Source organism: Flavobacterium sp. MDT1-60, from assembly GCF_014844035.1.
In the GTDB taxonomy this organism is placed as follows: Bacteria; Bacteroidota; Bacteroidia; order Flavobacteriales; family Flavobacteriaceae; genus Flavobacterium.
In genome coordinates, this window is record NZ_CP062159.1 from 1,004,215 (window position 1) to 1,024,660 (window position 20,446).

Annotated in this window: 19 protein-coding genes and 1 tRNA gene; 14 read left to right on the forward strand and 6 right to left on the reverse strand. The window is 33.7% G+C overall.

The genetic code is table 11. The features are described from left to right. Positions 1-2 precede the first annotated feature (2 nt). Genes IHE43_RS04120 through IHE43_RS04130 form a run of 3 tightly spaced genes read right to left on the reverse strand, consistent with a single transcriptional unit; the run spans position 3 to position 6,034 of the window. Complete coding sequence (locus tag IHE43_RS04120) at positions 3-1,322, reverse strand: GntP family permease (protein WP_192186812.1); 1,320 nt, start codon at positions 1,320-1,322, stop codon at positions 3-5. Between the two features lie 16 nt (positions 1,323-1,338). Beyond that, a complete protein-coding gene (locus IHE43_RS04125; protein ID WP_192186813.1) occupies positions 1,339-2,868 on the reverse strand; it encodes a SusD/RagB family nutrient-binding outer membrane lipoprotein in 1,530 nt (509 codons plus the stop codon). 10 nt (positions 2,869-2,878) lie between these two features. Continuing rightward, positions 2,879-6,034: a SusC/RagA family TonB-linked outer membrane protein gene (locus IHE43_RS04130; RefSeq protein WP_192186814.1), complete on the reverse strand. Its 3,156-nt coding sequence runs from the start codon at positions 6,032-6,034 to the stop codon at positions 2,879-2,881. 234 nt (positions 6,035-6,268) lie between these two features. Between IHE43_RS04130 and IHE43_RS04135 the strand changes: the two genes are divergently transcribed. Beyond that, a complete protein-coding gene (locus IHE43_RS04135) occupies positions 6,269-7,036 on the forward strand; it encodes a nitrilase family protein (RefSeq protein ID WP_192186815.1) in 768 nt (255 codons plus the stop codon). Here the strand turns inward: IHE43_RS04135 and IHE43_RS04140 are convergent. Continuing rightward, on the reverse strand, positions 7,033-7,470 hold the full coding sequence (locus tag IHE43_RS04140) for a cytochrome c oxidase assembly factor Coa1 family protein (protein ID WP_192186816.1): 438 nt from the start codon (positions 7,468-7,470) through the stop codon (positions 7,033-7,035). The genes IHE43_RS04135 and IHE43_RS04140 overlap by 4 nt on opposite strands. Before the next feature lie 18 nt (positions 7,471-7,488). Next, a complete protein-coding gene (locus IHE43_RS04145; RefSeq protein WP_192186817.1) occupies positions 7,489-9,177 on the reverse strand; it encodes an Ig-like domain-containing protein in 1,689 nt (562 codons plus the stop codon). A gap of 174 nt (positions 9,178-9,351) precedes the next feature. Between IHE43_RS04145 and IHE43_RS04150 the strand changes: the two genes are divergently transcribed. The 5 genes from IHE43_RS04150 to IHE43_RS04170 all read left to right on the forward strand — a co-directional run bounded on the left by IHE43_RS04150 (position 9,352) and on the right by IHE43_RS04170 (position 13,724). Continuing rightward, positions 9,352-10,356 (forward strand): hypothetical protein, encoded by a 1,005-nt coding sequence (locus IHE43_RS04150; RefSeq protein ID WP_192186818.1) that lies wholly within the window; start codon positions 9,352-9,354, stop codon positions 10,354-10,356. Next, positions 10,316-12,670, forward strand: coding sequence for a hypothetical protein (locus IHE43_RS04155; RefSeq protein ID WP_192186819.1), 2,355 nt, complete (start codon positions 10,316-10,318; stop codon positions 12,668-12,670). Before IHE43_RS04150 ends, IHE43_RS04155 begins: the two co-directional genes overlap by 41 nt. A gap of 33 nt (positions 12,671-12,703) precedes the next feature. Beyond that, entirely contained in the window at positions 12,704-13,108 is a 405-nt protein-coding gene (mce, locus tag IHE43_RS04160; RefSeq protein WP_192186820.1) for a methylmalonyl-CoA epimerase, read from the forward strand. A 147-nt stretch (positions 13,109-13,255) separates the two neighbouring features. Beyond that, positions 13,256-13,329 (forward strand) — tRNA-Ile (locus IHE43_RS04165). 179 nt (positions 13,330-13,508) lie between these two features. Next, entirely contained in the window at positions 13,509-13,724 is a 216-nt protein-coding gene (locus IHE43_RS04170; RefSeq protein ID WP_192186821.1) for a hypothetical protein, read from the forward strand. Between the two features lie 30 nt (positions 13,725-13,754). Here the strand turns inward: IHE43_RS04170 and IHE43_RS04175 are convergent, their stop codons facing one another. After that, positions 13,755-14,345 carry a riboflavin synthase gene (locus IHE43_RS04175; protein WP_192186822.1) on the reverse strand — a complete coding sequence of 197 codons (591 nt, stop codon included), beginning with the start codon at positions 14,343-14,345 and terminating at the stop codon, positions 13,755-13,757. Between the two features lie 57 nt (positions 14,346-14,402). Between IHE43_RS04175 and pdxA the strand changes: the two genes are divergently transcribed. The 8 genes from pdxA to IHE43_RS04215 all read left to right on the forward strand — a co-directional run bounded on the left by pdxA (position 14,403) and on the right by IHE43_RS04215 (position 20,411). Further along, positions 14,403-15,452 (forward strand): 4-hydroxythreonine-4-phosphate dehydrogenase PdxA, encoded by a 1,050-nt coding sequence (gene pdxA, locus IHE43_RS04180; RefSeq protein WP_192186823.1) that lies wholly within the window; start codon positions 14,403-14,405, stop codon positions 15,450-15,452. Positions 15,453-15,558: 106 nt separating this feature from the next. Next, entirely contained in the window at positions 15,559-16,110 is a 552-nt protein-coding gene (locus IHE43_RS04185) for a DUF177 domain-containing protein (RefSeq protein ID WP_192186824.1), read from the forward strand. A 9-nt stretch (positions 16,111-16,119) separates the two neighbouring features. Further along, complete coding sequence (rpmF, locus tag IHE43_RS04190; protein WP_007137315.1) at positions 16,120-16,314, forward strand: 50S ribosomal protein L32; 195 nt, start codon at positions 16,120-16,122, stop codon at positions 16,312-16,314. Positions 16,315-16,487: 173 nt separating this feature from the next. After that, positions 16,488-17,486, forward strand: a complete 999-nt coding sequence (locus tag IHE43_RS04195) for a beta-ketoacyl-ACP synthase III (protein ID WP_192186825.1) — start codon at positions 16,488-16,490, stop codon at positions 17,484-17,486. 23 nt (positions 17,487-17,509) lie between these two features. Next, the gene (gene accB / locus IHE43_RS04200) at positions 17,510-17,998 is read left to right on the forward strand and encodes an acetyl-CoA carboxylase biotin carboxyl carrier protein (RefSeq protein ID WP_192186826.1); all 489 of its coding nucleotides are present in this window, start codon (positions 17,510-17,512) and stop codon (positions 17,996-17,998) included. Positions 17,999-18,097: 99 nt separating this feature from the next. After that, entirely contained in the window at positions 18,098-19,444 is a 1,347-nt protein-coding gene (gene accC / locus IHE43_RS04205; RefSeq protein WP_056186998.1) for an acetyl-CoA carboxylase biotin carboxylase subunit, read from the forward strand. A gap of 298 nt (positions 19,445-19,742) precedes the next feature. After that, a complete protein-coding gene (locus IHE43_RS04210; protein WP_192186827.1) occupies positions 19,743-20,039 on the forward strand; it encodes a hypothetical protein in 297 nt (98 codons plus the stop codon). 75 nt (positions 20,040-20,114) lie between these two features. Then, positions 20,115-20,411, forward strand: coding sequence for a hypothetical protein (locus IHE43_RS04215; protein WP_192186828.1), 297 nt, complete (start codon positions 20,115-20,117; stop codon positions 20,409-20,411). Positions 20,412-20,446 lie beyond the last annotated feature (35 nt).

Consider the following 20,446-nt stretch of genomic DNA (forward strand, 5'->3'; position numbering starts at 1 on the left):
TATTAATGTATTATAGAGTTTAAAATAAAAACGAAAACAATTCCTAAAACAGATACTAAGGATTCCATTACGGTCCATGATTTAAAAGTATCTTTCAGGCTGACATTGAAATATTCCTTGAACATCCAAAAGCCCGGGTCATTTACATGTGAGCACATTAAGCTTCCGGCACCAACGGATAAAACTAATAGATTTGGGTCTAGGTTGTTAGATTGTAGTAAAGGAAGTAAAACGCTGGCAGTCATTAGACCGGCAGCTGTTGCAGAACCCACACAAACACGAATAATAGCTGCCATCATCCAGGCCAATAAATACGGATGAATATTTGTTTGGCTTAAGGTCGATACAATAGTTTCGTTTACACCACTAACCATCATCACTTCTTTCAAAGCTCCGGCACCGCCAATAATCAAAACAATTAAAGCGATATCTTTTATGGCAACAGCATAATCATCCATTACGGATGGGATGCTTCGGTTCATTCTGACACCTAAAGTGTAGGTGCAAATAAGTAACGAAATCAGCATAATCATACTTGGTTCACCAATTGTTTTGCAAATGTTTAGGAGTGTCTCATTGTCTGAAAGTAAAGGTAGAATTGAAGTTATTGTTAATCCGAAAACAGGAAATAAAGCAGAGAATAAACTAAGTGCGAAACTGGGTTGCTTTCCTGTATTTACAACTTCTTCGACATTTAGGATTTCATGATCAGATTCGGATCTAATGTTTTTAAGTAAATTCGAAAACAATAAACCTGCGATAAAAATGGTCGGAATGGCGATGATAATTCCGTAAACTAAAACAAGTCCGATATCAGCATTCAAAATACTGCTTAACGCCATTGGAGACGGATGTGGGGGCAAAAAACCGTGTGCTACTGAAAGCGACGCCAGCATTGGAATTCCCAGATATACTTTTGAAAGTTTAAATTGATGGGCTACTGAAAAGATTAGAGGTACTAACAAAACAAATCCAACACTATAAAAAAGCGGTATCCCGACAATAAATCCGGTAATCATTAATCCTAAGCGAACGTATTTTTTGCCTGTCCATCCCATAACAGTTTTGGCAATGACATTGGCAGCTCCTGATGAAACAGTAAGTTTACCGATACAGGTTCCGAAAACAATAATCAAAGTGATAGATCCTAACATTTCGCCCAAACCTTTTTGAACTGTTTGTGACAAAGTATTTACTGGCAGGCCTAAAAAAAGACCTGCTAATAAAGCTGTTATGATAAAGGTAATAAACGGATTGATTTTAAGCCAACCTATCTGAATGATTAAAAACGCAATGCATGCCGTAAGAATTAAAATGCTCATTTATTTCTTTGTATTATTATTTATCCCACCAGATTTTAGTTGTAAAAGTGTCTTCTCCCTGACGCTTAACCGCTTCTGCTAAGTTAGTTGAATTTACAGAATATTCGCTCGTTGAATATTTGAGTCGTCTTGGGATCGTGCCGTTTGTAACATTTCCGGGAAAGTTTACCGGAACCAAAACCGGGTAGCCAGTTCTCCTCCAATTGGCATAAATTTCTTGTTCATCTACAAATAGGGCCACATAAATTTGAGTATGAATCTGATTCATCTTTGCTTCAAATGATCCTGCACTATTAAATGGATTTGCTGTTAAATAAGGTGTTGCGTCTGTAATGGCATAAGTTGCACCGTAAATTCCCATATTTAAGAAAGATGCTTTTACTCCTTTTTCGTATAAATCTTTGTCCGTTTCTGTGGTGTACCAACCTCTTGCTGCGGCTTCTGCCAAATATAAATTGGTTTCCGCATTACTTATAAGTACTAATGGCGCATCGTATTTGAAAACAGTACTTTGATTAGGTTCAGAATAAGTAGCTTGTTCAACAGCTGTTGGCGCGGTTTTAGTTCCGTTCGGGAAACCCTTTTGCACGGCAAGTGTTGTATTTTGCACTGTTCCCTGCCAAACTCCGGCATAAACACTAATTCTTGGATCTGCAGTTGCTTTTAATAAATCAATAAAAGTTTTAGCCAGTTTTCCTCCTTCAACATTTTTCTGACCGAAAGATCCTGCTGTGAAATCTTGTCTTCTCGCATCAAAACCAACAGGGTTTCTGTTGAAATCATTTGGACCATCCGTGTATTTCATAATGGCATTATCTGTTCCATTTAAAATTACACCACCGGCAATAGCTTTGGTAACCCAGGTTTTAGCCAGGGCTGGATCAACTTTAGTCAATCGCAATCCTAAGCGAAGCATTAATGAGTACGAGAATTTTTTCCATTTTGCCACATCGCCGTTGTAAATAAAATCAGCTCCGCCGAAACTTGGTTTTGTAGCATCTAATGCTGTAGCCGCTTCGTCAAGTTCTTTTAATAAATCTTTGTAGATGGATTCCTGAGCATCATATTTGGGAAGAAAGATTTGCTCACTATTTGCTTTTGCTGCTTCAGAATATGGAATGTCTCCGTACAAATCTGTAATTCTGTGGTACAAATACGCTTTCCAAATTCTGGCAATATTTAGTTTGTTGCTATCGTTTGGATTGCTTTTTACTGCATTAATTACAATTTCTGTTTCATTTAGTGCTAATGGATAAACCTGATTAAAATAAGCAGAATAATAAACTTCGTTGCTTAAATATTTGTCTCCTACACCGGAAGCTTCTTTATAAGTAGCATAATGTTGTAACATTCCGCCACATTCAAGAATGTTGGTAAAAAAATAATTATTGTTTAAACCGTCTAGTTGTGCTTTGCTGAAAATATAATTCGGATTTGGTTTTTCAACTACATTTGGATTAGTATTGATTTCTTCAAAATCCTTGGTACAGGACGTCATACTTCCTAAAAGTAGGCCTGTTATATATAAAGTGGTTATCTTTTTCATGTCTTTAATTTTAGAATTTTACATTTAAACTTAAACCGAAACTTCTGGTTTTTGGTACTCCAAATTGTTCCACACCTTGGGCATTTCCGGCACTAAAAACAGATTCCGGATCTACGTTTGGTGTTTTCTTGTAAAGAATGAATAAGTTTCTTGCAACAAATGAAACAGAAGCTCCCTGAAGTTTAGATAAACCTTTGATTTTTTCAAGTGGCAATTGATAACCAAGAATTACTTGTCTTAGTTTTATGAAACTGGCATCATAAATAAATGTTGAGGATATATTTCTTAAACCATCATAGTAAGTTCTTAAGTTTTCTGGTGCAATTACCATATCAACCGGATTTCCGTTCGTGTCAACACCTTTAATTGGTAATCCGCTTTCACGTCCTTCCAAAGTCAATTTTGTTAATCCCATACGTGTTCCGTATAAATCAGTTCCGGAATATAAACTACCTCCAAATTTTCCATCAATTAAAAAACTAAATGAGATGTCTTTGTATTTGAATTCATTGCTAAATCCGGCTGCCCATGGATGAACACCCTGACCTAATTCTTCAAGTGGACCTTGCGCAATAGTTGCAGAACCACCGCTTACATTATAAACTGTATTTCCGTTCGCATCTTTACGTGGTTTATATCCTTTAATGATACTGTACGGACGACCAACATCACTTGTAATGGTTACATATCCGTTTACAGAAGTCGCCATGGTAATGGATGTTAGCTGATCTGTCAATGCTTCAACTGTGTTTTCATTATAAGATCCGTTGAAACTTGCATCCCATGAAAAATCTTTCGAATTAATAATTTTACCGCTAAGTAAGAATTCAACTCCTTTATTTCTCATTTTTCCAAGATTCAATAAAGCAGTACTGGCTCCTGAAGCATTTGAAATTGTAGTTTCAACAATGTCATTTGTTGTAGCACGGTTGTACCAGGCAAAATCAAGGTTTAAACGATTGTGAAAAAAGCCTAAATCAGCTCCAACTTCAAACGTTGTTGATGTTAACGGACTTAAAGTAGAATTTGGAACTCTTGAACTGGTTGGTCCTTGTAATTGCTGGCCATTATGTCCGCCCTGAATCATAGAATAAGATTGATTCAGTGCATAAGGATCGGGTGTCGCGCCCCCAACCTGGGCCCATGAAGATCTAAGTTTTGTAAATGAAATCCAGTCTGGCATTGTTACGATATCCGAAAGGATTATACTTGTTCCAACTGAAGGATAGAATACGGTATTGTTGTCTTTTGAAAGTGTTGAGAACCAATCCTGACGTCCCGTTACGTTTAAAAACACTATGTTTTTATAATCAAAATCTGCTGCGCCGTAAACTGAATTTGTTTTCGTTTTTCCATAAGGATAACTATACGTTAGTGTCGAAAGATTGCTCAGAGCATAAAAATCATCCAGTACAAAATTAGAACCTTCGACTCTGATTTCGTCTCTTAAATTGGTACGAGAGTTAACTCCAATTAAAGCATTTAAAGAGAAATTGTCATAGATGTTTTTCTTAGTGTAATTAAGAATTGCCTCAGAATTCAGGTTAGAAATTTTCATTCTTGAACCTTGTGCATATCCAACCGGATTATTTAAAGTTGTTTTTGGAATGTATCCGAAGAATTCATAATTAGTAAAATCCTGTCCAATTCTTCCCTGAAGAAATAATTCGGGTGTAAAATTCAGTTTCACATTCAACATTCCGATAAAACGGTTTTTAGTGTCGCTGTTTTTGATTTTATTAATCGTGTAATACGGATTTGTTGCCACGGCAACGGGATTCCAGGCTTCTTCAATTCCATTTTCATCATAACCAGGAGACAAATTTCTAATGTCAACGGTGTTTGCAATCATATAAGTTGCCCAGTTTGGATTGGCTTCAGCATCTGAAACTGTTGTTCTGTTGTTTGATTTTTCGATATTGTATTGAGCAACAACATCAAATTTTAACCAATTGGTTAAATTAACATCACTCGCAATATTAACACTTTTGCGATTGAAGTCAGAATTAGGTACAACACCTTCATTATCCATGTTTGAAAACGAAAGACGTCCTGTAGCTTTTTCACTTCCGCCAGCTAATGCTATCGAATTAATAAAAGTTGTTCCGGTATCGTAGAAATTTTTGATATTGTTTTTTTGTGCAACATATGGTCTCGCAACTCCATCAAACTGAACAACAGCTGTTCCGTCCATTTTGGCTCCCCAGGACCAACGGCCATCCGCTATTGCTTCTGCTTGTGTCGTTGGTTTTTTTCCAAGTGCTCCGGAACCGTATTCATACTGCCAATCTGGTATGATCGATGGTGTTTCGAACGTAAATGAAGTATTGTATTCTACTCCAATTCCTTTTTGCGCCGCCCCTCTTTTGGTTTGAATTAAAATGACACCATTCGCGGCATTTGCACCGTACAATGCAGCAGCAGTTCCTCCTTTTAAGACCGTGATGGTTTTAATGTCATCAGCATTTATAACTGATGTCCCATCACCTCTGTCAACATTAATTCTGGTAGAACCTGCGCCATTTCCAATTCCCGGAAGGTTAAGCTGGGTATTGTCAATTGGTAAATCATTCACCACGTACATAGGTTGGTTATTTCCGTTTAAGGAACCGTTTCCACGAATAACAACTCTGGTTGATCCGTTAGGTCCCGTTGCGGTACTGCTTACGTTTACACCTGCAATTTTACCAACTAAGGCGTTCGCGATATTGGTTTCTTTGGCTTTAGTAAATTCAGTTCCTTTAAGTTCTGTTACTGCGTAGGCAATCGCTTTGCTGCTTTTTTTAACACCAAGGGCGGTTACTACAACTTGGTCCAAAACATTCTCAGCAGACTTTAATCTAATGACTAAATCAGTAGTTTTAATTAAAGCAAAAGATAAAGTTTCGTAGCCCATGTAGGTTACAATAACGTGGGCTTCGTTTTCTGGAACAGTTAATTTAAATTTTCCGTTTTCATCAGATATTGTTGCTAGTTTACTATTGCTTTCGGCATAAATAGTAGCTCCGGCAATTGGCATTCCGTCATCCTGACCTAAAACTTGACCCGTGATTTCAACTTGGTTGCTTTTTTGTTCAAAAAGGTGCTTTTTTATTGCAACCTCTTTTGCATTTGCTGAGAAGATGACCCCCCCAATAAATACTAATAAAATTAGCTTTGTTTTCATAATACTTTGGTTTTCATGTTTTATTTTGGTTTTTATTGGCGATCAAATATAAATATTAATTTTTTACATCTGCATTTTTTTTGCACAAATTGCATTTTTTTTGCAATGTTTTTATCTGAAGTGTTTTTAAATTCTAAAAGAGCTGGAGTTTTCCGAGGTGTTTTGAGAATTTTTTGCAGAAAGTGATTTTTATGAAAAAAATAGTTTTTATCTTAAAATTCGTATTTTTGAAAGATGAAAATCGCACTTATTCAATCAGATCTTTATTGGGAAGACGCTTTAAAAAACAGGAATAACTTCGAATCGAAGATCAGTCAAATCGATTCAGAAGTTAATTTGATTGTTTTGCCTGAGATGTTTTCTACCGGATTTACTATGAATGCTTTAGCAATGGCTGAGGCTATGAATGGTGAAACAATTCTGTGGATGAAATCGCTTGCAAAACAGAAAAATTGTGCTGTGACAGGAAGTTTGATTATCGCTGAAAATAATCAGTATTATAATCGGATGTTGTTTGTTTTTCCGTCAGGAGAAATTCAACATTATAATAAAAGACATTTGTTTACGCTTGCGGGCGAAGACAAAACATATACGGCCGGAACAGAAAAAGTAATAGTTGATTATTTAGGCTGGAAAATTTGCCTGCAGGTTTGCTATGATTTGAGATTTCCGGTTTTTGCCAGAAACGTCGAGAATTATGATCTGCTTTTATACGTGGCTAATTGGCCAAAAGTGCGAACAAATGCCTGGGATATTTTATTAAAAGCACGAGCTGTTGAAAATCTAAGCTATGTAGTTGGTGTGAACAGAATTGGTTTGGATGCCCACAATTATGAACATATCGGACATTCGCAAGTGGTTGATTTTTTAGGAAATTATATTCTGGAACCCCAAGAAACAGAAGGCGTTTTTATTGTTGAATTAAATAAAAATGTAATGTTGGAAACGCGAAAAAAGTTTGATTTTTTGAGTGATCGAGATATTTTTGAAATCAATATTTAAAATTTATTCAGAATAACAATCTCTTCTTTTGAGTTTTTATTTCGGACAATAATTTTTTTGTATTTCCATGCTGTTCCAATTTTATCAGCAGAAATATCTAATTTCCCATTCCCCTTAGTGCCTTTAATTCTAATAGATAATTCAACTGAATTATTGCTATTGGTGTAAACAGCATTTCCTTCTAAGATGGCTAATTTATCTATTGGTTGAATTATGCCAACAGTTTGTAATATTCTTTTATTGGAATTAGCCTTCTCGATCGCTTTTTCATAGAGAGAATTGTCTGAATAAGCCCGAACGATATCAGTTATGTTTTCTTGTGAATTTGAAGTCAATAAAAGAGCAGGAATAAAAATAAATACAATAGTTGTCGGAACTGACCATTTCCAATTTCGTTTAAGCCAGCTTTCCTTCACTACTAAATCGTTATCCATTTTTTTTGAAGTTAAAGTCTAAAAGGCTTTGCTCTTTTTTACTGCATCCTTTTTCTTTTTGTTGTCTTCTTTTTTCTCCAGTTCTGGATTATAAGGAATGCTCATGTCAATAGTTTCATCGACATCCCAATTCGTTCGAACGTCAATTTCTTTTTGATAATAAAATACTTCTTCGGCATAGGTTTTCTTTAGGAAATTCCCGGAATCATAAATTTTATTTTTATTGTCGTCGTACGTTATTCGAAGTGTAAATGCATTGGGCTCAACTAAATCAAAGGTGAGTTTGGTTTGTCCTTCAGAATATTGACTGGCAAGGACAACATCTCCTTTTTTATTGGTTATTTCAACAATAATGGGGAAACGTTTTACATTTTTTAAATTCAAAACCAAATTACCATAATCAGCATATTCCTTCGTGGTTAATTTATAAGATAAAGTGTCGTTGGTTTTATCGTAAAAGTCCGTTAAAGCACCTGGCAGAAAAGTAAATTTATATTTTTCCAAAGGTTCTTTCTTGAAATCAACATGTAGTTTTTGGTCGAATTCATCGTATGCGGTAGTAAAATCAACTGCGACCGAATCTTTATTCGTCAGCTTGATTTTTGATTTGTCAAACTTTACCAAAGGCGTAGCTGATTCTAATGTAAATCGGTCTCTGAAATTAAGAACACCACTTTGTGTTGCAGTGATATTTAAAGTGTCTTTTTTCTGGTCTTTAATCTTAAATGTAAATTTCTTATTGTAATTCTCATTACTAACTTCCATAGATAAAGAGTCGACTTTTATAGGTTTGTACCAAACTTGCAATGAATCTTTTTTGGGATATCTTGTTACAATAGACTCCAGAATTTCATCTTTGTTTTTAAGGACTACTTTAGGTTTGGAATTGGTAAAATCCTGTTTGCTGTCGTATGGAAGAAATAATCTGTTTCCGGAAGCCTGTATTGGTTTTAGCACTTTTAAAGGTTGTGATTCCTTAAAAAGTTCTATTTCAAAAAGAGTATCATTTGGTACTGTAATGTAGTGTTTTATAAAACCAATTTTGTCATCTTTCGGATTAAATTTATTGTTACTTCCTTTATCTTTCAAGGCAACTAAAAGGTATTTTCCCGCCTTTAAATTTTCTAATTTAAAAGTTCGTAAACTATCTAAAGTATTGGTGATATATCTTGGGAATTCCCTGTAAACTACAGAGTCTTTAAATTTGTCATTGACTTCATAGAGCATAACTGAAACAAAATTATCTACATTTTTTTCATAAGCATCTTTTACTATTCCGCCAATAGAAAGTGAATCGATATAAGATCCTGTAGAAAAAACATATTTAAATTGGTTAAGTGCATTTCCTTCATTATTATCTGCAATACTTTGCCCAAAATTCATGCTGTATGTGGTGTTGGGCTGTAAAGTGTCTAAAATTTTTATGGTTATTTCTTTACTTGCGGTGGTTGGCAAAATGATTGGTTCGTGCTTCATGGGCGGCGAAATAATCAATTGCTTATTGGTGTTTTTAAGTTTTACATATTCATCAAATGTCAAAATAATTTCACTTGCCTTAAAATCGGTACTGAAATTTTTTGGGCTACTGTATTTTAAAACAGGAGCCAGAGTATCTTTTAGTCCTCCGGTGATGCTACCTCTTTTGGCACAGCTCATCATTAAAAATACCAATAAAAATGGAATATATTTAAAGTTGTTTTTCAACATAACAGTTTTTGAATTTGATTGCACAAAATAACGATTATATTTGCTTTAAGCGAAATTTTTTATCTATTTATTAGGATTTGGAGCTTTTACGTTTTTCTTTATTTCTTAAATTCTAAAGAAGTAATTTGATATAATTTCTTACTTTTGAGTTCAAAAATATAATTTCTCTCCGTTTTGATTAAAAAGTCTTTTCTGATTTTCTTCGTTTTTTTATTAACCGCCTGCAGTAAAAATGATAAGCCCATTATTGCTTTTTATTATTGGAAAACGGTTTTTAAATTATCTGAAACAGAAAAAGAGGTCTTGAAGGATAATAATGTTGAGAAACTTTATATTCGATATTTTGATGTTGGTTTAAACCCAAAAACGACAGAACCTATTCCGGTTAGTCCGATACATTTTCAGGGGAATGTTAGTAAATTTGATATTGTTCCAGTAGTTTTTATTCAAAATAAAGTCATGTTAAAGTCAAATATTAATGTTGACGATCTGGCTAAAAAGACGTTTCGTTTAGTAAACGAGATTAATGTAAAAAACAATATAGTTTGTAGTGAAATTCAGATTGATTGCGATTGGACATTGGCCAGTAAAGAAAATTATTTGAGATTTATTGAGCGATTTAAAAAGCTTTCTCATAAAAAACTCTCGGCCACGATTCGGTTGCATCAGGTTAAATATTTTAAAAGGACTAAAATTCCAAATGTCGACTCCGGTGTTTTGATGTATTATAATATGGGAACTATTGCTCCGGATTCTATAAATTCTATATACAACCATCAGATAGCGGAAAAATATCTTAAAAGTTTGAAGAAGTATCCGCTGCATCTCGATATTGCATTGCCAATTTATTCGTGGGCAATTCATATCCGAAATCAAAAAGTGATTGGCTTACGTTCTAAACTGAATGTCGCTCAGCTTAAGAAGGATAATAATTTTGAACAGATTAATTCCATTTTTTTTAAAGTAAAAAAGTCTAATTACAAAAATGGATTTTTTTATGAAGAAGGGGATATGCTAAAAATTGAACCAATTGCTGCAGAAGATTTAAAAATGATGGGAGAGGAACTAAATGAAAATTTGGCAGATACCCCGAAGGAAATTATATTTTACGATTTAGATGAATTCAATTTAAAAAATTATGAAAAGAATATTTTTGAACAAGTTGTTTCTTGTTTCTAGTGTAGCTTTATTTGCTGTTTACGGAATAATTTATGCTTGCGGCGGAGGAGACGACTGGGACTTTTTTGGCTATAATTCAAATTTTACTCCTGAAACTTTTACAGATAAGTCGTATTCGCCACTTTTTTTGTCTGGAGATGTTTTTTACGGAATTGGATTTGATATGCAACATAATTCAAGATTTAATGAAGATATAAAATCGGATTGGAAAAATTATTTAAAAACAAAAATGGACACGGCAAGTGTCAGTTATTTTTTAATTGGAGATCTTACGCCAAGATATTCCAGTGAAAGTAAAATTTCGAAGAATAAAGATGAAATTACAGATCTTCATGTTTTCTTTAAAACTAAAAAAGCGAACCCAACTTCTTTAAAATGGGGTAAAAAGATTGATTTAAAAGAAGCTAAAATCAAGAGTTTTATTGAGTTTTTATATTTGGCGCAAAAGATTGAAACCGTTTCTATCAATGAAGATTATTGGAGTTATGATCCGGTCGTGGCTAAAACTTTTGATGACTTGAAAATGATTCAGTCAATCGAAAATGTTTATAACACAACATCAGATGCATTTCTGAAAAATAGGTATTGGTTTTTAACAACAAAAGCTTATTTCTATAGTAGCAATAAACCAAAAACAGTTGAGTTTTTCAATAAAACTGAAAAATCAGTTCCTAAAAACATATTGTATTATCGTGCACTTTCTTATGTGGCGGGAATAAAATATCAGCAGAAAAAATATTCGGAATCCAATTATTTATACGCCCAGGTTTTTGATAAATGTCCAGAAATGAGAGTTGTGACAGCCTATAGCTTTCATCCTCAAAATGAAGCAGACTGGAATAAGTCATTAGCGATGACAAAAGACAATAAAGAAAAAGCGGCACTTTGGGCGATTCATGGTTATTACAAAGATGAGGTACAAGCCATTGACAAAATTTATACATTAGATCCTAAAAGCGAACATCTGAATTATCTGCTTACCAGATTAGTAAACAAACAGGAGCAGAATATAAATAATTCATTTGAAGAAAGTGCAAAAGAAAATATACCGGCAAAAAAGCTTTCGGTTGCTGAAAATAAAGAAATAAACAAAAGTAAAATTGATAAAAAAGCTTTTGAATTAGTTTCGAAGATTAGCACTGCAGGAAATGTTGAAAAACCATATTTGTGGAATATTGCTTTAGGATATTTGCAAACACTAAAAGCCGATTATATCAATGCTGATACTAATTTTGACAAAGCGGAGAAAATAATGCCTAAAACAGAATTGGCGAAATATCAGTTAAGATTACTTCGTTTTGTGAATAATATGAGCAAAATTGATAAGCTAACCGATAAAAATGAACAAACAATTCTGGCTGATTTGAATTGGTTATATCAGGAACTTCCTAAAACATATAAAGGAGGGGAATTTCGCTATCAAAATGCTTCTTCATGGAGCAGAAGTTATTTAGCAGCACTTTATAAAGCAAATGGTAATTCAGTTATGACGGAGATATTTGGAGAATCGCGTTATAGCTACTGGAATGACGGAAATGCATTTTATGATAATGAAAAAAATCTTTTAGCCATGAAATCTTTTTTAAGTAAGAACAATAAAACTGAAATAGAAAAAATTGGTGCCGGCATTTACAGTTTGAAGTTAAAGGACATCAATAATTTCCAGGCGGTTCAGGCGACTTTCAAAAATAAAATACCTGAAGCAATTGCATTTATTAAAGAAACAGATTCGGTTCAATATTATAATTTCTTAGGAAACCCGTTTAACGGAAATATAAAAGATTGTCATGATTGTGAACATGCAGCCTATCAAAAGAAGAAGTATTCTCAAATTGAGTTTTTAAGTACAATAAAATCGATGCAGGATAAATTGGCTCAAAAAGAAGATGTATATGCAAATAGTTTACTGTTAGGAAATGCATTTTATAATATTACCCATTTTGGAAACGGCAGAACTTTTTATGAAATTAGTATTGTAGGTTATGGTTCAAGTCCGTATTCGTTTAGAGATTCGATGAAAAAAATGATTACGAATTGCGATCTGCCTAAAATGTATTATCAAAAGGCATTTGAGGCGGCTACTACAAAAGAGCAAAAGGTGAAATGTGTGTATTTATTGTCAAAATGCGAGCGTAATGACTATTATAATAATAAATATAATAATGTAACCAATTGGTGGAGTGTTGAAGATGATAAAATTAATTTTATTGCCTGGAACGGATTCAAGGCTTTAAAAAAGGATTATTCGGATACAAAATATTATCAGGATGTTATTGCGGAATGTGGTTATTTTAAAACGTATATAAATCAATAGTTGTAACAGTATTTGTATTGTAAAATTAAGAAGATGGTAAATAAAATTGAACATATAGGAATAGCAGTTAAAAACATGGATGATGCGAATGTATTGTTCGAAAAATTACTGGGAGTTCCATCATATAAAGAAGAAGAGGTAGAAAGCGAAGGTGTTTTGACCTCTTTCTTTCAAACAGGATCAAATAAAATTGAGCTTTTAATGGCAACTAATCCAGAAAGTCCAATAGCTAAGTTTTTAGAAAAAAAAGGAGAAGGAATTCATCACATCGCTTTTGATGTTGAAGATATTTATGCGGAAATAGAACGTTTAAAAAGTGAAGGTTTTATATTGATAAATGAAGTTCCGAAGAAGGGTGCTGACAATAAATTGGTGGTTTTTTTGCATCCAAAAAATACAAACGGGGTTTTAGTGGAGCTTTGTCAGGAAATAAAGTAAAATTTCTCATTTACTAATTAAGAAATAATACATTGAAAATCAATTGCGTTTAGAAATAGAGGTGTTGCAATTTGAAATTAAATAGAAATCATATCTTAAAATATTTGCAGTGAATAAAAAATAGTAGTAATATTGCATCCTCAAACCGGTCCTATAGCTCAGCTGGTTAGAGCACCTGACTCATAATCAGGTGGTCCCTGGTTCGAGCCCAGGTGGGACCACGTAGTAAAAAAGCTTCATAAAAATTTTATGAAGCTTTTTTTTGTGATTTAGGTTGTAATTTTGGTAAAAACTTCTACATTTGCTTCAGAATTATAGCAGAAAACTTGTTTTTTGTGAGAAATTTCTAAGACCCCAAGTCTAATTTAAATACTGTGCTTGTTTTTAGCATGCTAAACTTATGAAAGTAATAAAGACAGTTTATTTTACAGTTTTTTTGATATTAATTAATATCTGTGGTTTATTTGCGCAACCTTCCCAGCCTGCTGATGCAGGTCCACCACTCGAACCACCTGGAGGTCCTATTGATAGTTATCTTTTGGTTTTAATAATAGCTGCCTTACTATTAGGGATGGTTGTTATATATAAAAATAAAATAAAAAAAGCTTCAGTATAAACTGAAGCTTTTTTATGAATCATTTCGCTTCTATTTGTTGATAGAATACAATCTTGAAATGTATTTGCCTACAACATCAAATTCTAAATTTATTTTCGTACCAACTTTAAAGTTTTTGAAATTAGTATTTTCAAAAGTATAAGGTATAATCGATACACTAAATTCATTTGTTTTAGAATTTACAACAGTTAAGCTAACACCGTTTACAGTTATGGAGCCTTTTTCTATTGTAATGTTGTTAAGGTTTTTGTCGTATTCAAAAGTGTAATTCCAGCTTCCGTTTGCTTCTTCAATTTTAATGCAGGTTCCAGTTTGGTCTACATGGCCTTGTACAATATGTCCGTCAAGACGATCTCCAAGTTTCATTCCTCTTTCCAGATTTACGATATCACCTGTTTTCCAGTCTCCAATATTTGTTTTTAAAATAGTTTCATCAATAGCGGTAACGGTATAATATGAATCTTTTATTGCTACGACTGTCAGGCAGATTCCGTTGTGAGAAACGCTTTGATCAATCTTTAACTCATTTGTAATGGAGGAGTCGACTGTGATGTGGAGATTGTTTTTGTCTTTTTGTATTTCGTGAATCCTTCCAAGGGTTTCTATAATTCCTGTAAACATTGTTGTTTTATTTTACTAAATTTGCACATCAAAATTAGTAATAAATAATCTGAGCTCATGAATAAAAAAGCAGAAAATATAATTGTTGGAATTTCAGTTGGAGATTTAAACGGTATTGGAAGCGAAGTTATACTTAAAACATTCGAAGATTCTCGCATGTTAGAAATGTGCACGCCGGTTATTTTTGCAAACGCTAAAATACTTTCATTTGTTAAAAAAAGTATCACGTCAACAATTCAGTTTCATGGTGTAGATAAATTAGATCAGGTTTTGCCTGGGAAAGTTAATGTCTTAAATCTTTGGAAAGAAGGTGTTGATATTAATTTGGGAACAAACGACGAGAAAATTGGAGAATATGCAATTAAGTCTTTTGTTGCAGCAACCAAAGCCTTGAAGGAAGGTGAAATTGATGTTTTGGTTACCGCCCCTATCAATAAGTACAATATCCAATCAGAGGAATTTAAATTTCCGGGACATACTGATTATTTAGACCAGGAATTAGAAGGTAATGCCTTGATGATGATGGTTCAGGATAATTTAAGAGTGGGTTTACTGACAGATCATGTGCCGCTAAATGAAGTTTCGTCTCATTTGACAGAAGAATTAATTACAAGAAAAATCGAAACAGTCAGAAAATCTTTGATTCAGGATTTTAGTATTGTAAAACCGAAAATTGCTGTATTAGGATTAAATCCACATGCAGGTGATGGAGGAGTTATAGGGAAAGAAGATGATTTGGTTTTGAAGCCAGCTTTAAGGAAAATATTTGAAGCCGGAACGATGGTTTTTGGTCCTTTTCCTGCTGATGGCTTTTTTGGAAGCGGTCAATATGAGAAATATGATGCTATTGTAGCGACATATCATGATCAGGGATTGATTCCGTTTAAAACATTGTCTTTTGGAAAAGGAGTAAATTATACAGCAGGTTTAAATAAAATAAGAACATCACCAGATCATGGTACAGCATACGATATTGCTGGAAAAGACATGGCAGATTTCAATTCATTTAAAGAGGCAGTTTATCTCGCGATTGACATTTATCGTTCGCGTAATCAGTATGAGGAGATTAGCCAAAAACCTCTTAAAATAAAAGAAAAACAGTTATAAACAAAAAAAGGTGAATAAGATTATTAGTTTTATAATAATTTTATATCTTTGCACCCCAATTCAGGTATCTGAGTTTTAGATGCCGATTGGTCAAATTGATGTTAAGATGAGCAAATCAAAAGAATTTTTAATTCCTTTTATGGGATTAAAGCTGGGAAAACACCATTTTGAGTATCAAATAAGTAACACGTTCTTTGAGAACTTTGATTACGACGAATTTCAAAGTTCGGATATCAAAGTGAGTTTGGTTTTAGATAAGAAGAGCAACATGTTAGAGTTGGAATTCAAACACAAAGGAACTGTAAATGTGCCTTGTGATCTAACAGGCGAAGATTTTGATCTTCCTATAAAAGGGAAAATGAAATTAATTGTTCGTTTTGGAGATGAATTTAACAACGATAATGAAGAGTTGTTAATCTTGCCGCACGGAGAGCATGAATTAGATGTTGCACAATACATTTATGAAATGATTGCTCTTTCAGTACCGCTAAAACGAGTTCATCCGGGAGTTAAAGACGGAAGTTTGCAAACTGAAGCCTTAAAAAAACTGAATGAACTGACTGTAAAAGAAGTCAAAGAAGAGAAAAAAGAGAGTAAAAAAGAAGAAGATATTGACCCGCGTTGGGACAAATTAAAGCAACTATTAACGGATAAATAATATAGTAAAATGGCACATCCTAAGAGAAAAATCTCGAAAACAAGAAGAGATAAGAGAAGAACACATTATAAAGCTACTGTAGCTCAAATCGCTACATGTCCTATTACTGGAGAAGCACATTTATACCACAGAGCTTACTGGCATGAAGGTAAAATGTATTACAGAGGGCAAGTTGTTATCGATAAATCTGTAGCGGTTGCTTAATACGTTTTTGTAAATTATACTAGAACTCTCACATAGTGAGAGTTTTTTTTGTTGGTTATAATTTTCTTTTTTTAAGAAATTATCTACAAATTAATTTCGTTTTTTTTTGTAATTTTCAAGTCTTTTAAAAATTTTTCAAATATCCTGTATTTGAAAAGAAATAATAAAATATAATGAATACAATCACAGCCGCAATTACCGCTGTTGGAGCCTATGTTCCTGACTATATACTTTCAAATAAAGTATTGGAAACAATGGTCGATACTAATGACGAATGGATCACTACTCGTACCGGAATTAAAGAACGAAGAATTCTTAAAGATGCTGATAAAGGAACATCGTTTCTTGCCATAAAAGCAGCACAGGATTTAATAGCAAAAGCTAATATTGATCCGTTAGAGATTGATATGGTAATAATGGCAACAGCTACTGCCGATATGCCGGTAGCCTCTACAGGAGTTTATGTTGCAACAGAAATTGGAGCTACTAATGCATTTGCATACGATTTGCAGGCAGCATGCTCAAGTTTCTTATACGGAATGTCAACTGCTGCAGCTTATATACAGTCAGGACGTTACAAAAAAGTTTTATTAATTGGTGCCGATAAAATGTCATCAATTGTAGATTACACAGACAGATCTACTTGTATTATTTTTGGAGATGGAGCAGGTGCTGTTTTATTCGAACCAAATTATGAAGGCTTAGGTTTGCAAGATGAGTATTTACGAAGCGATGGTGTAGGACGTGATTTTCTTAAAATTTCTGCCGGAGGTTCTCTAATTCCAACTACAGAAGAGACCGTTAAAAACAGACAACACAATATTATTCAGGACGGGAAAACCGTTTTTAAATATGCTGTAACTAATATGGCTGACGCTAGCGAATTGATTGTTAAAAGAAACAATTTGACTAATGAAGATGTTGACTGGTTAGTGCCACATCAGGCAAATAAGCGTATTATTGATGCTACTGCAAGCAGAATGAACCTTGAAGATTCAAAAGTATTGATGAATATTGAAAAATATGGTAATACAACTTCAGCAACTTTGCCATTAGTATTAAGCGATTTTGAACACCAATTCAAAAAAGGAGATAATATTATTTTAGCCGCTTTTGGTGGTGGATTCACTTGGGGATCTATTTACCTGAAATGGGCTTACGATACAAAATAAATTAAAACTAAAAACGAATCATTATGGATTTAAAAGAAATTCAAAACCTAATCAAATTTGTAGCAAATTCGGGAGTTGCAGAAGTAAAACTGGAAATGGATGATGTAAAAATCACTATCAGAACAACTTTAGAAGGAAACGTGACTGAAACTACTTATGTACAACAATTACCAACCCAGCAAGCATTGCCACAGGCTGTTGCTCCTCAGCAAACTGCTCCGGCTGTTGTTAATGTAACTAGTGAAGCATCTGTTCCGGCTGAAGATTCGAAATTTATCACTATAAAATCGCCAATCATTGGTACTTTTTATAGAAAACCGTCTCCAGACAAACCAGTTTTTACCGAAGTTGGAAGTGTTATCTCAAAAGGAGATGTTCTTTGTGTAATTGAAGCAATGAAATTATTCAACGAAATCGAATCAGAAGTTTCAGGTAAAATTGTAAAAATTCTTGTTGACGATATGTCTCCAGTAGAATTTGATCAACCTTTATTCTTAGTAGATCCATCATAAAAATTTAGATTTTAGATTAGATTTTAGATTGATTTGCAATTTGTTAATCATCTAAAATTATCTAATTATTAAATTGTCTAATTATCTAATTAAAATAAGATGTTTAAAAAAATATTAATTGCGAATAGAGGAGAAATTGCACTTCGTGTAATTCGTACATGTAAGGAAATGGGAATTAAGACTGTAGCGGTTTACTCTACAGCTGATGCAGAAAGTCTACATGTAAAGTTTGCTGACGAAGCGGTTTGTATCGGACCTCCTCCGAGTAACTTATCGTATTTGAAAATGTCAAATATTATTGCTGCTGCAGAAATTACAAATGCAGATGCAATTCATCCAGGATATGGGTTTCTTTCAGAGAATGCTAAATTCTCTAAAATTTGTCAGGAACACGGCATCAAATTTATTGGTGCGGCTCCTGAAATGATTGATAAAATGGGAGACAAAGCTTCTGCAAAAGCGACAATGAAAGCTGCAGGAGTTCCATGTGTGCCAGGTTCTGACGGATTATTAGAATCTTTCGAACAAACACAAAAATTGGCTAAAGAATTTGGTTACCCGGTTATGCTTAAAGCAACTGCCGGCGGTGGTGGAAAAGGAATGCGTGCCGTTTGGAAAGAAGAAGAATTATTGAAAGCATGGGAAAGTGCACGTCAGGAAGCTGCTGCTGCATTTGGAAATGACGGAATGTACATGGAGAAACTTATTGAAGAGCCACGTCATATCGAAATTCAGGTTGTTGGAGATTCATACGGAAAAGCGTGTCATCTTTCTGAAAGAGATTGTTCTGTACAACGTCGTCACCAAAAACTAACTGAAGAAACACCTTCTCCATTCATGACAGACGAATTGCGTGCTGCAATGGGAGAAGCTGCCGTAAAAGCTGCTGAATTCATTAAATACGAAGGAGCCGGAACAGTAGAATTTCTTGTAGACAAACATAGAAATTTCTATTTCATGGAAATGAATACACGTATTCAGGTGGAGCACCCAATTACAGAACAAGTTATTGATTATGATTTGATTCGTGAGCAAATTATGGTTGCTGCCGGAATTCCGATTTCAGGAAAAAACTATTTACCACAATTGCATGCTATCGAATGTCGTATTAATGCTGAAGATCCTTATAATGATTTTCGTCCTTCCCCAGGGAAAATTACTACGCTTCATATGCCAGGAGGGCACGGAGTTCGTTTAGATACTCACGTTTACTCTGGTTACAGTATTCCGCCAAATTACGATTCGATGATTGCTAAGTTAATTACAACAGCTCAATCTCGTGAAGAAGCTATCAGCAAAATGCGAAGAGCTTTGGATGAATTCGTAATCGAAGGTGTGAAAACTACAATACCTTTCCACAGACAATTAATGGATGATCCAAGATATATTGCAGGAGATTACACAACTGCATTTATGGATACTTTTAAAATGAATCCAATCGAATAATTATAAAGAGGCTGTCAATTTTGACAGCCTTTTTTATTTTACATTAAAATATTAGACCCGACAAATTTTGAAATTTGTCGGGTCTTGTTGCTTAAATGGCTCGGTAAACACTAAAAGTGTATACTTTTTACACACTCATTTGGAAAATTACACACTTTTTTTAATTTATAAATTTTGGCACAAATAGGTTAAGGCCTTTAAAAATAAGGGTTTGAACGATTTGGCATGTTATGTTTGGTTTGCGGCATAATAATTTCATTATCTAAAGCGTAAACAACTATTAAACTAAATATACATTATGAAAAATTTATTCTTATCAGCCGCTATTGTTTTGGGAAGTTTATCTTCATTCGCATCGACTTCTCCAATTACAAATTCTATTATAAAAACGATTTCAATTCAGGACGAATACACAGAAATTAAATTAGAAGAAGTGCCGGCTCCAATTACTGAGGCTTTGAAAAAATCATTTCCGGATGCAGTTCTTTCAAAAGCATACAAAAATGCAAAATCAGAATACAAATTAGATGTTACTGTTGGAGAGAAAGTAGGTTCTCTTTATGCTAATGCAGACGGAACATGGATTAAAAAATAATTTAAATAGGCACTTCAATGTTTATTCAAATTAGTAATACTAAAATTAAATTACGAATACTAAAATATAACTATTATGAAAAATCTATTTTTATCAGCCGCAATCGTTTTGGGAGGTTTAACATCATTTGCTTCAACTTCTCCAATTTCAAATACAATCGTAAAAACAATTTCTATTCAGGAAGAGTATACAGAAATTAAATTAGAAGAAGTACCGGCAGCAGTTACAGAGGCTCTTAAAAAAGCATATCCGGATGCAGTACTTTCTAAAGCATACAAAAATGCAAAATCAGAATACAAATTAGAGGTTACTGTAGGAGACAAGGTAGGTTCTCTTTATGCTAACGCAGATGGATCCTGGATTAAAAAATAATCTATAGCCATTCAGTTTAAAGTTTAAAAAATATT

Bases quoted from the DNA above. Each gene is read 5' to 3' on its own strand.
- IHE43_RS04195 (WP_192186825.1), top strand. From the start codon at position 16,488: ATGAATACAATCACAGCCGCAATTACCGCTGTTGGAGCCTATGTTCCT.
- mce (WP_192186820.1), top strand. From the start codon at position 12,704: ATGGTAAATAAAATTGAACATATAGGAATAGCAGTTAAAAACATGGAT.
- pdxA (WP_192186823.1), top strand. From the start codon at position 14,403: ATGAATAAAAAAGCAGAAAATATAATTGTTGGAATTTCAGTTGGAGAT.
- IHE43_RS04170 (WP_192186821.1), top strand. From the start codon at position 13,509: ATGAAAGTAATAAAGACAGTTTATTTTACAGTTTTTTTGATATTAATT.
- rpmF (WP_007137315.1), top strand. From the start codon at position 16,120: ATGGCACATCCTAAGAGAAAAATCTCGAAAACAAGAAGAGATAAGAGA.
- IHE43_RS04175 (WP_192186822.1), bottom strand. From the start codon at position 14,345: ATGTTTACAGGAATTATAGAAACCCTTGGAAGGATTCACGAAATACAA.
- IHE43_RS04140 (WP_192186816.1), bottom strand. From the start codon at position 7,470: ATGGATAACGATTTAGTAGTGAAGGAAAGCTGGCTTAAACGAAATTGG.
- accC (WP_056186998.1), top strand. From the start codon at position 18,098: ATGTTTAAAAAAATATTAATTGCGAATAGAGGAGAAATTGCACTTCGT.
- IHE43_RS04130 (WP_192186814.1), bottom strand. From the start codon at position 6,034: ATGAAAACAAAGCTAATTTTATTAGTATTTATTGGGGGGGTCATCTTC.
- IHE43_RS04215 (WP_192186828.1), top strand. From the start codon at position 20,115: ATGAAAAATCTATTTTTATCAGCCGCAATCGTTTTGGGAGGTTTAACA.
- IHE43_RS04210 (WP_192186827.1), top strand. From the start codon at position 19,743: ATGAAAAATTTATTCTTATCAGCCGCTATTGTTTTGGGAAGTTTATCT.
- IHE43_RS04185 (WP_192186824.1), top strand. From the start codon at position 15,559: ATGAGCAAATCAAAAGAATTTTTAATTCCTTTTATGGGATTAAAGCTG.
- IHE43_RS04155 (WP_192186819.1), top strand. From the start codon at position 10,316: ATGAAAAGAATATTTTTGAACAAGTTGTTTCTTGTTTCTAGTGTAGCT.
- accB (WP_192186826.1), top strand. From the start codon at position 17,510: ATGGATTTAAAAGAAATTCAAAACCTAATCAAATTTGTAGCAAATTCG.
- IHE43_RS04120 (WP_192186812.1), bottom strand. From the start codon at position 1,322: ATGAGCATTTTAATTCTTACGGCATGCATTGCGTTTTTAATCATTCAG.
- IHE43_RS04135 (WP_192186815.1), top strand. From the start codon at position 6,269: ATGAAAATCGCACTTATTCAATCAGATCTTTATTGGGAAGACGCTTTA.
- IHE43_RS04145 (WP_192186817.1), bottom strand. From the start codon at position 9,177: ATGTTGAAAAACAACTTTAAATATATTCCATTTTTATTGGTATTTTTA.
- IHE43_RS04125 (WP_192186813.1), bottom strand. From the start codon at position 2,868: ATGAAAAAGATAACCACTTTATATATAACAGGCCTACTTTTAGGAAGT.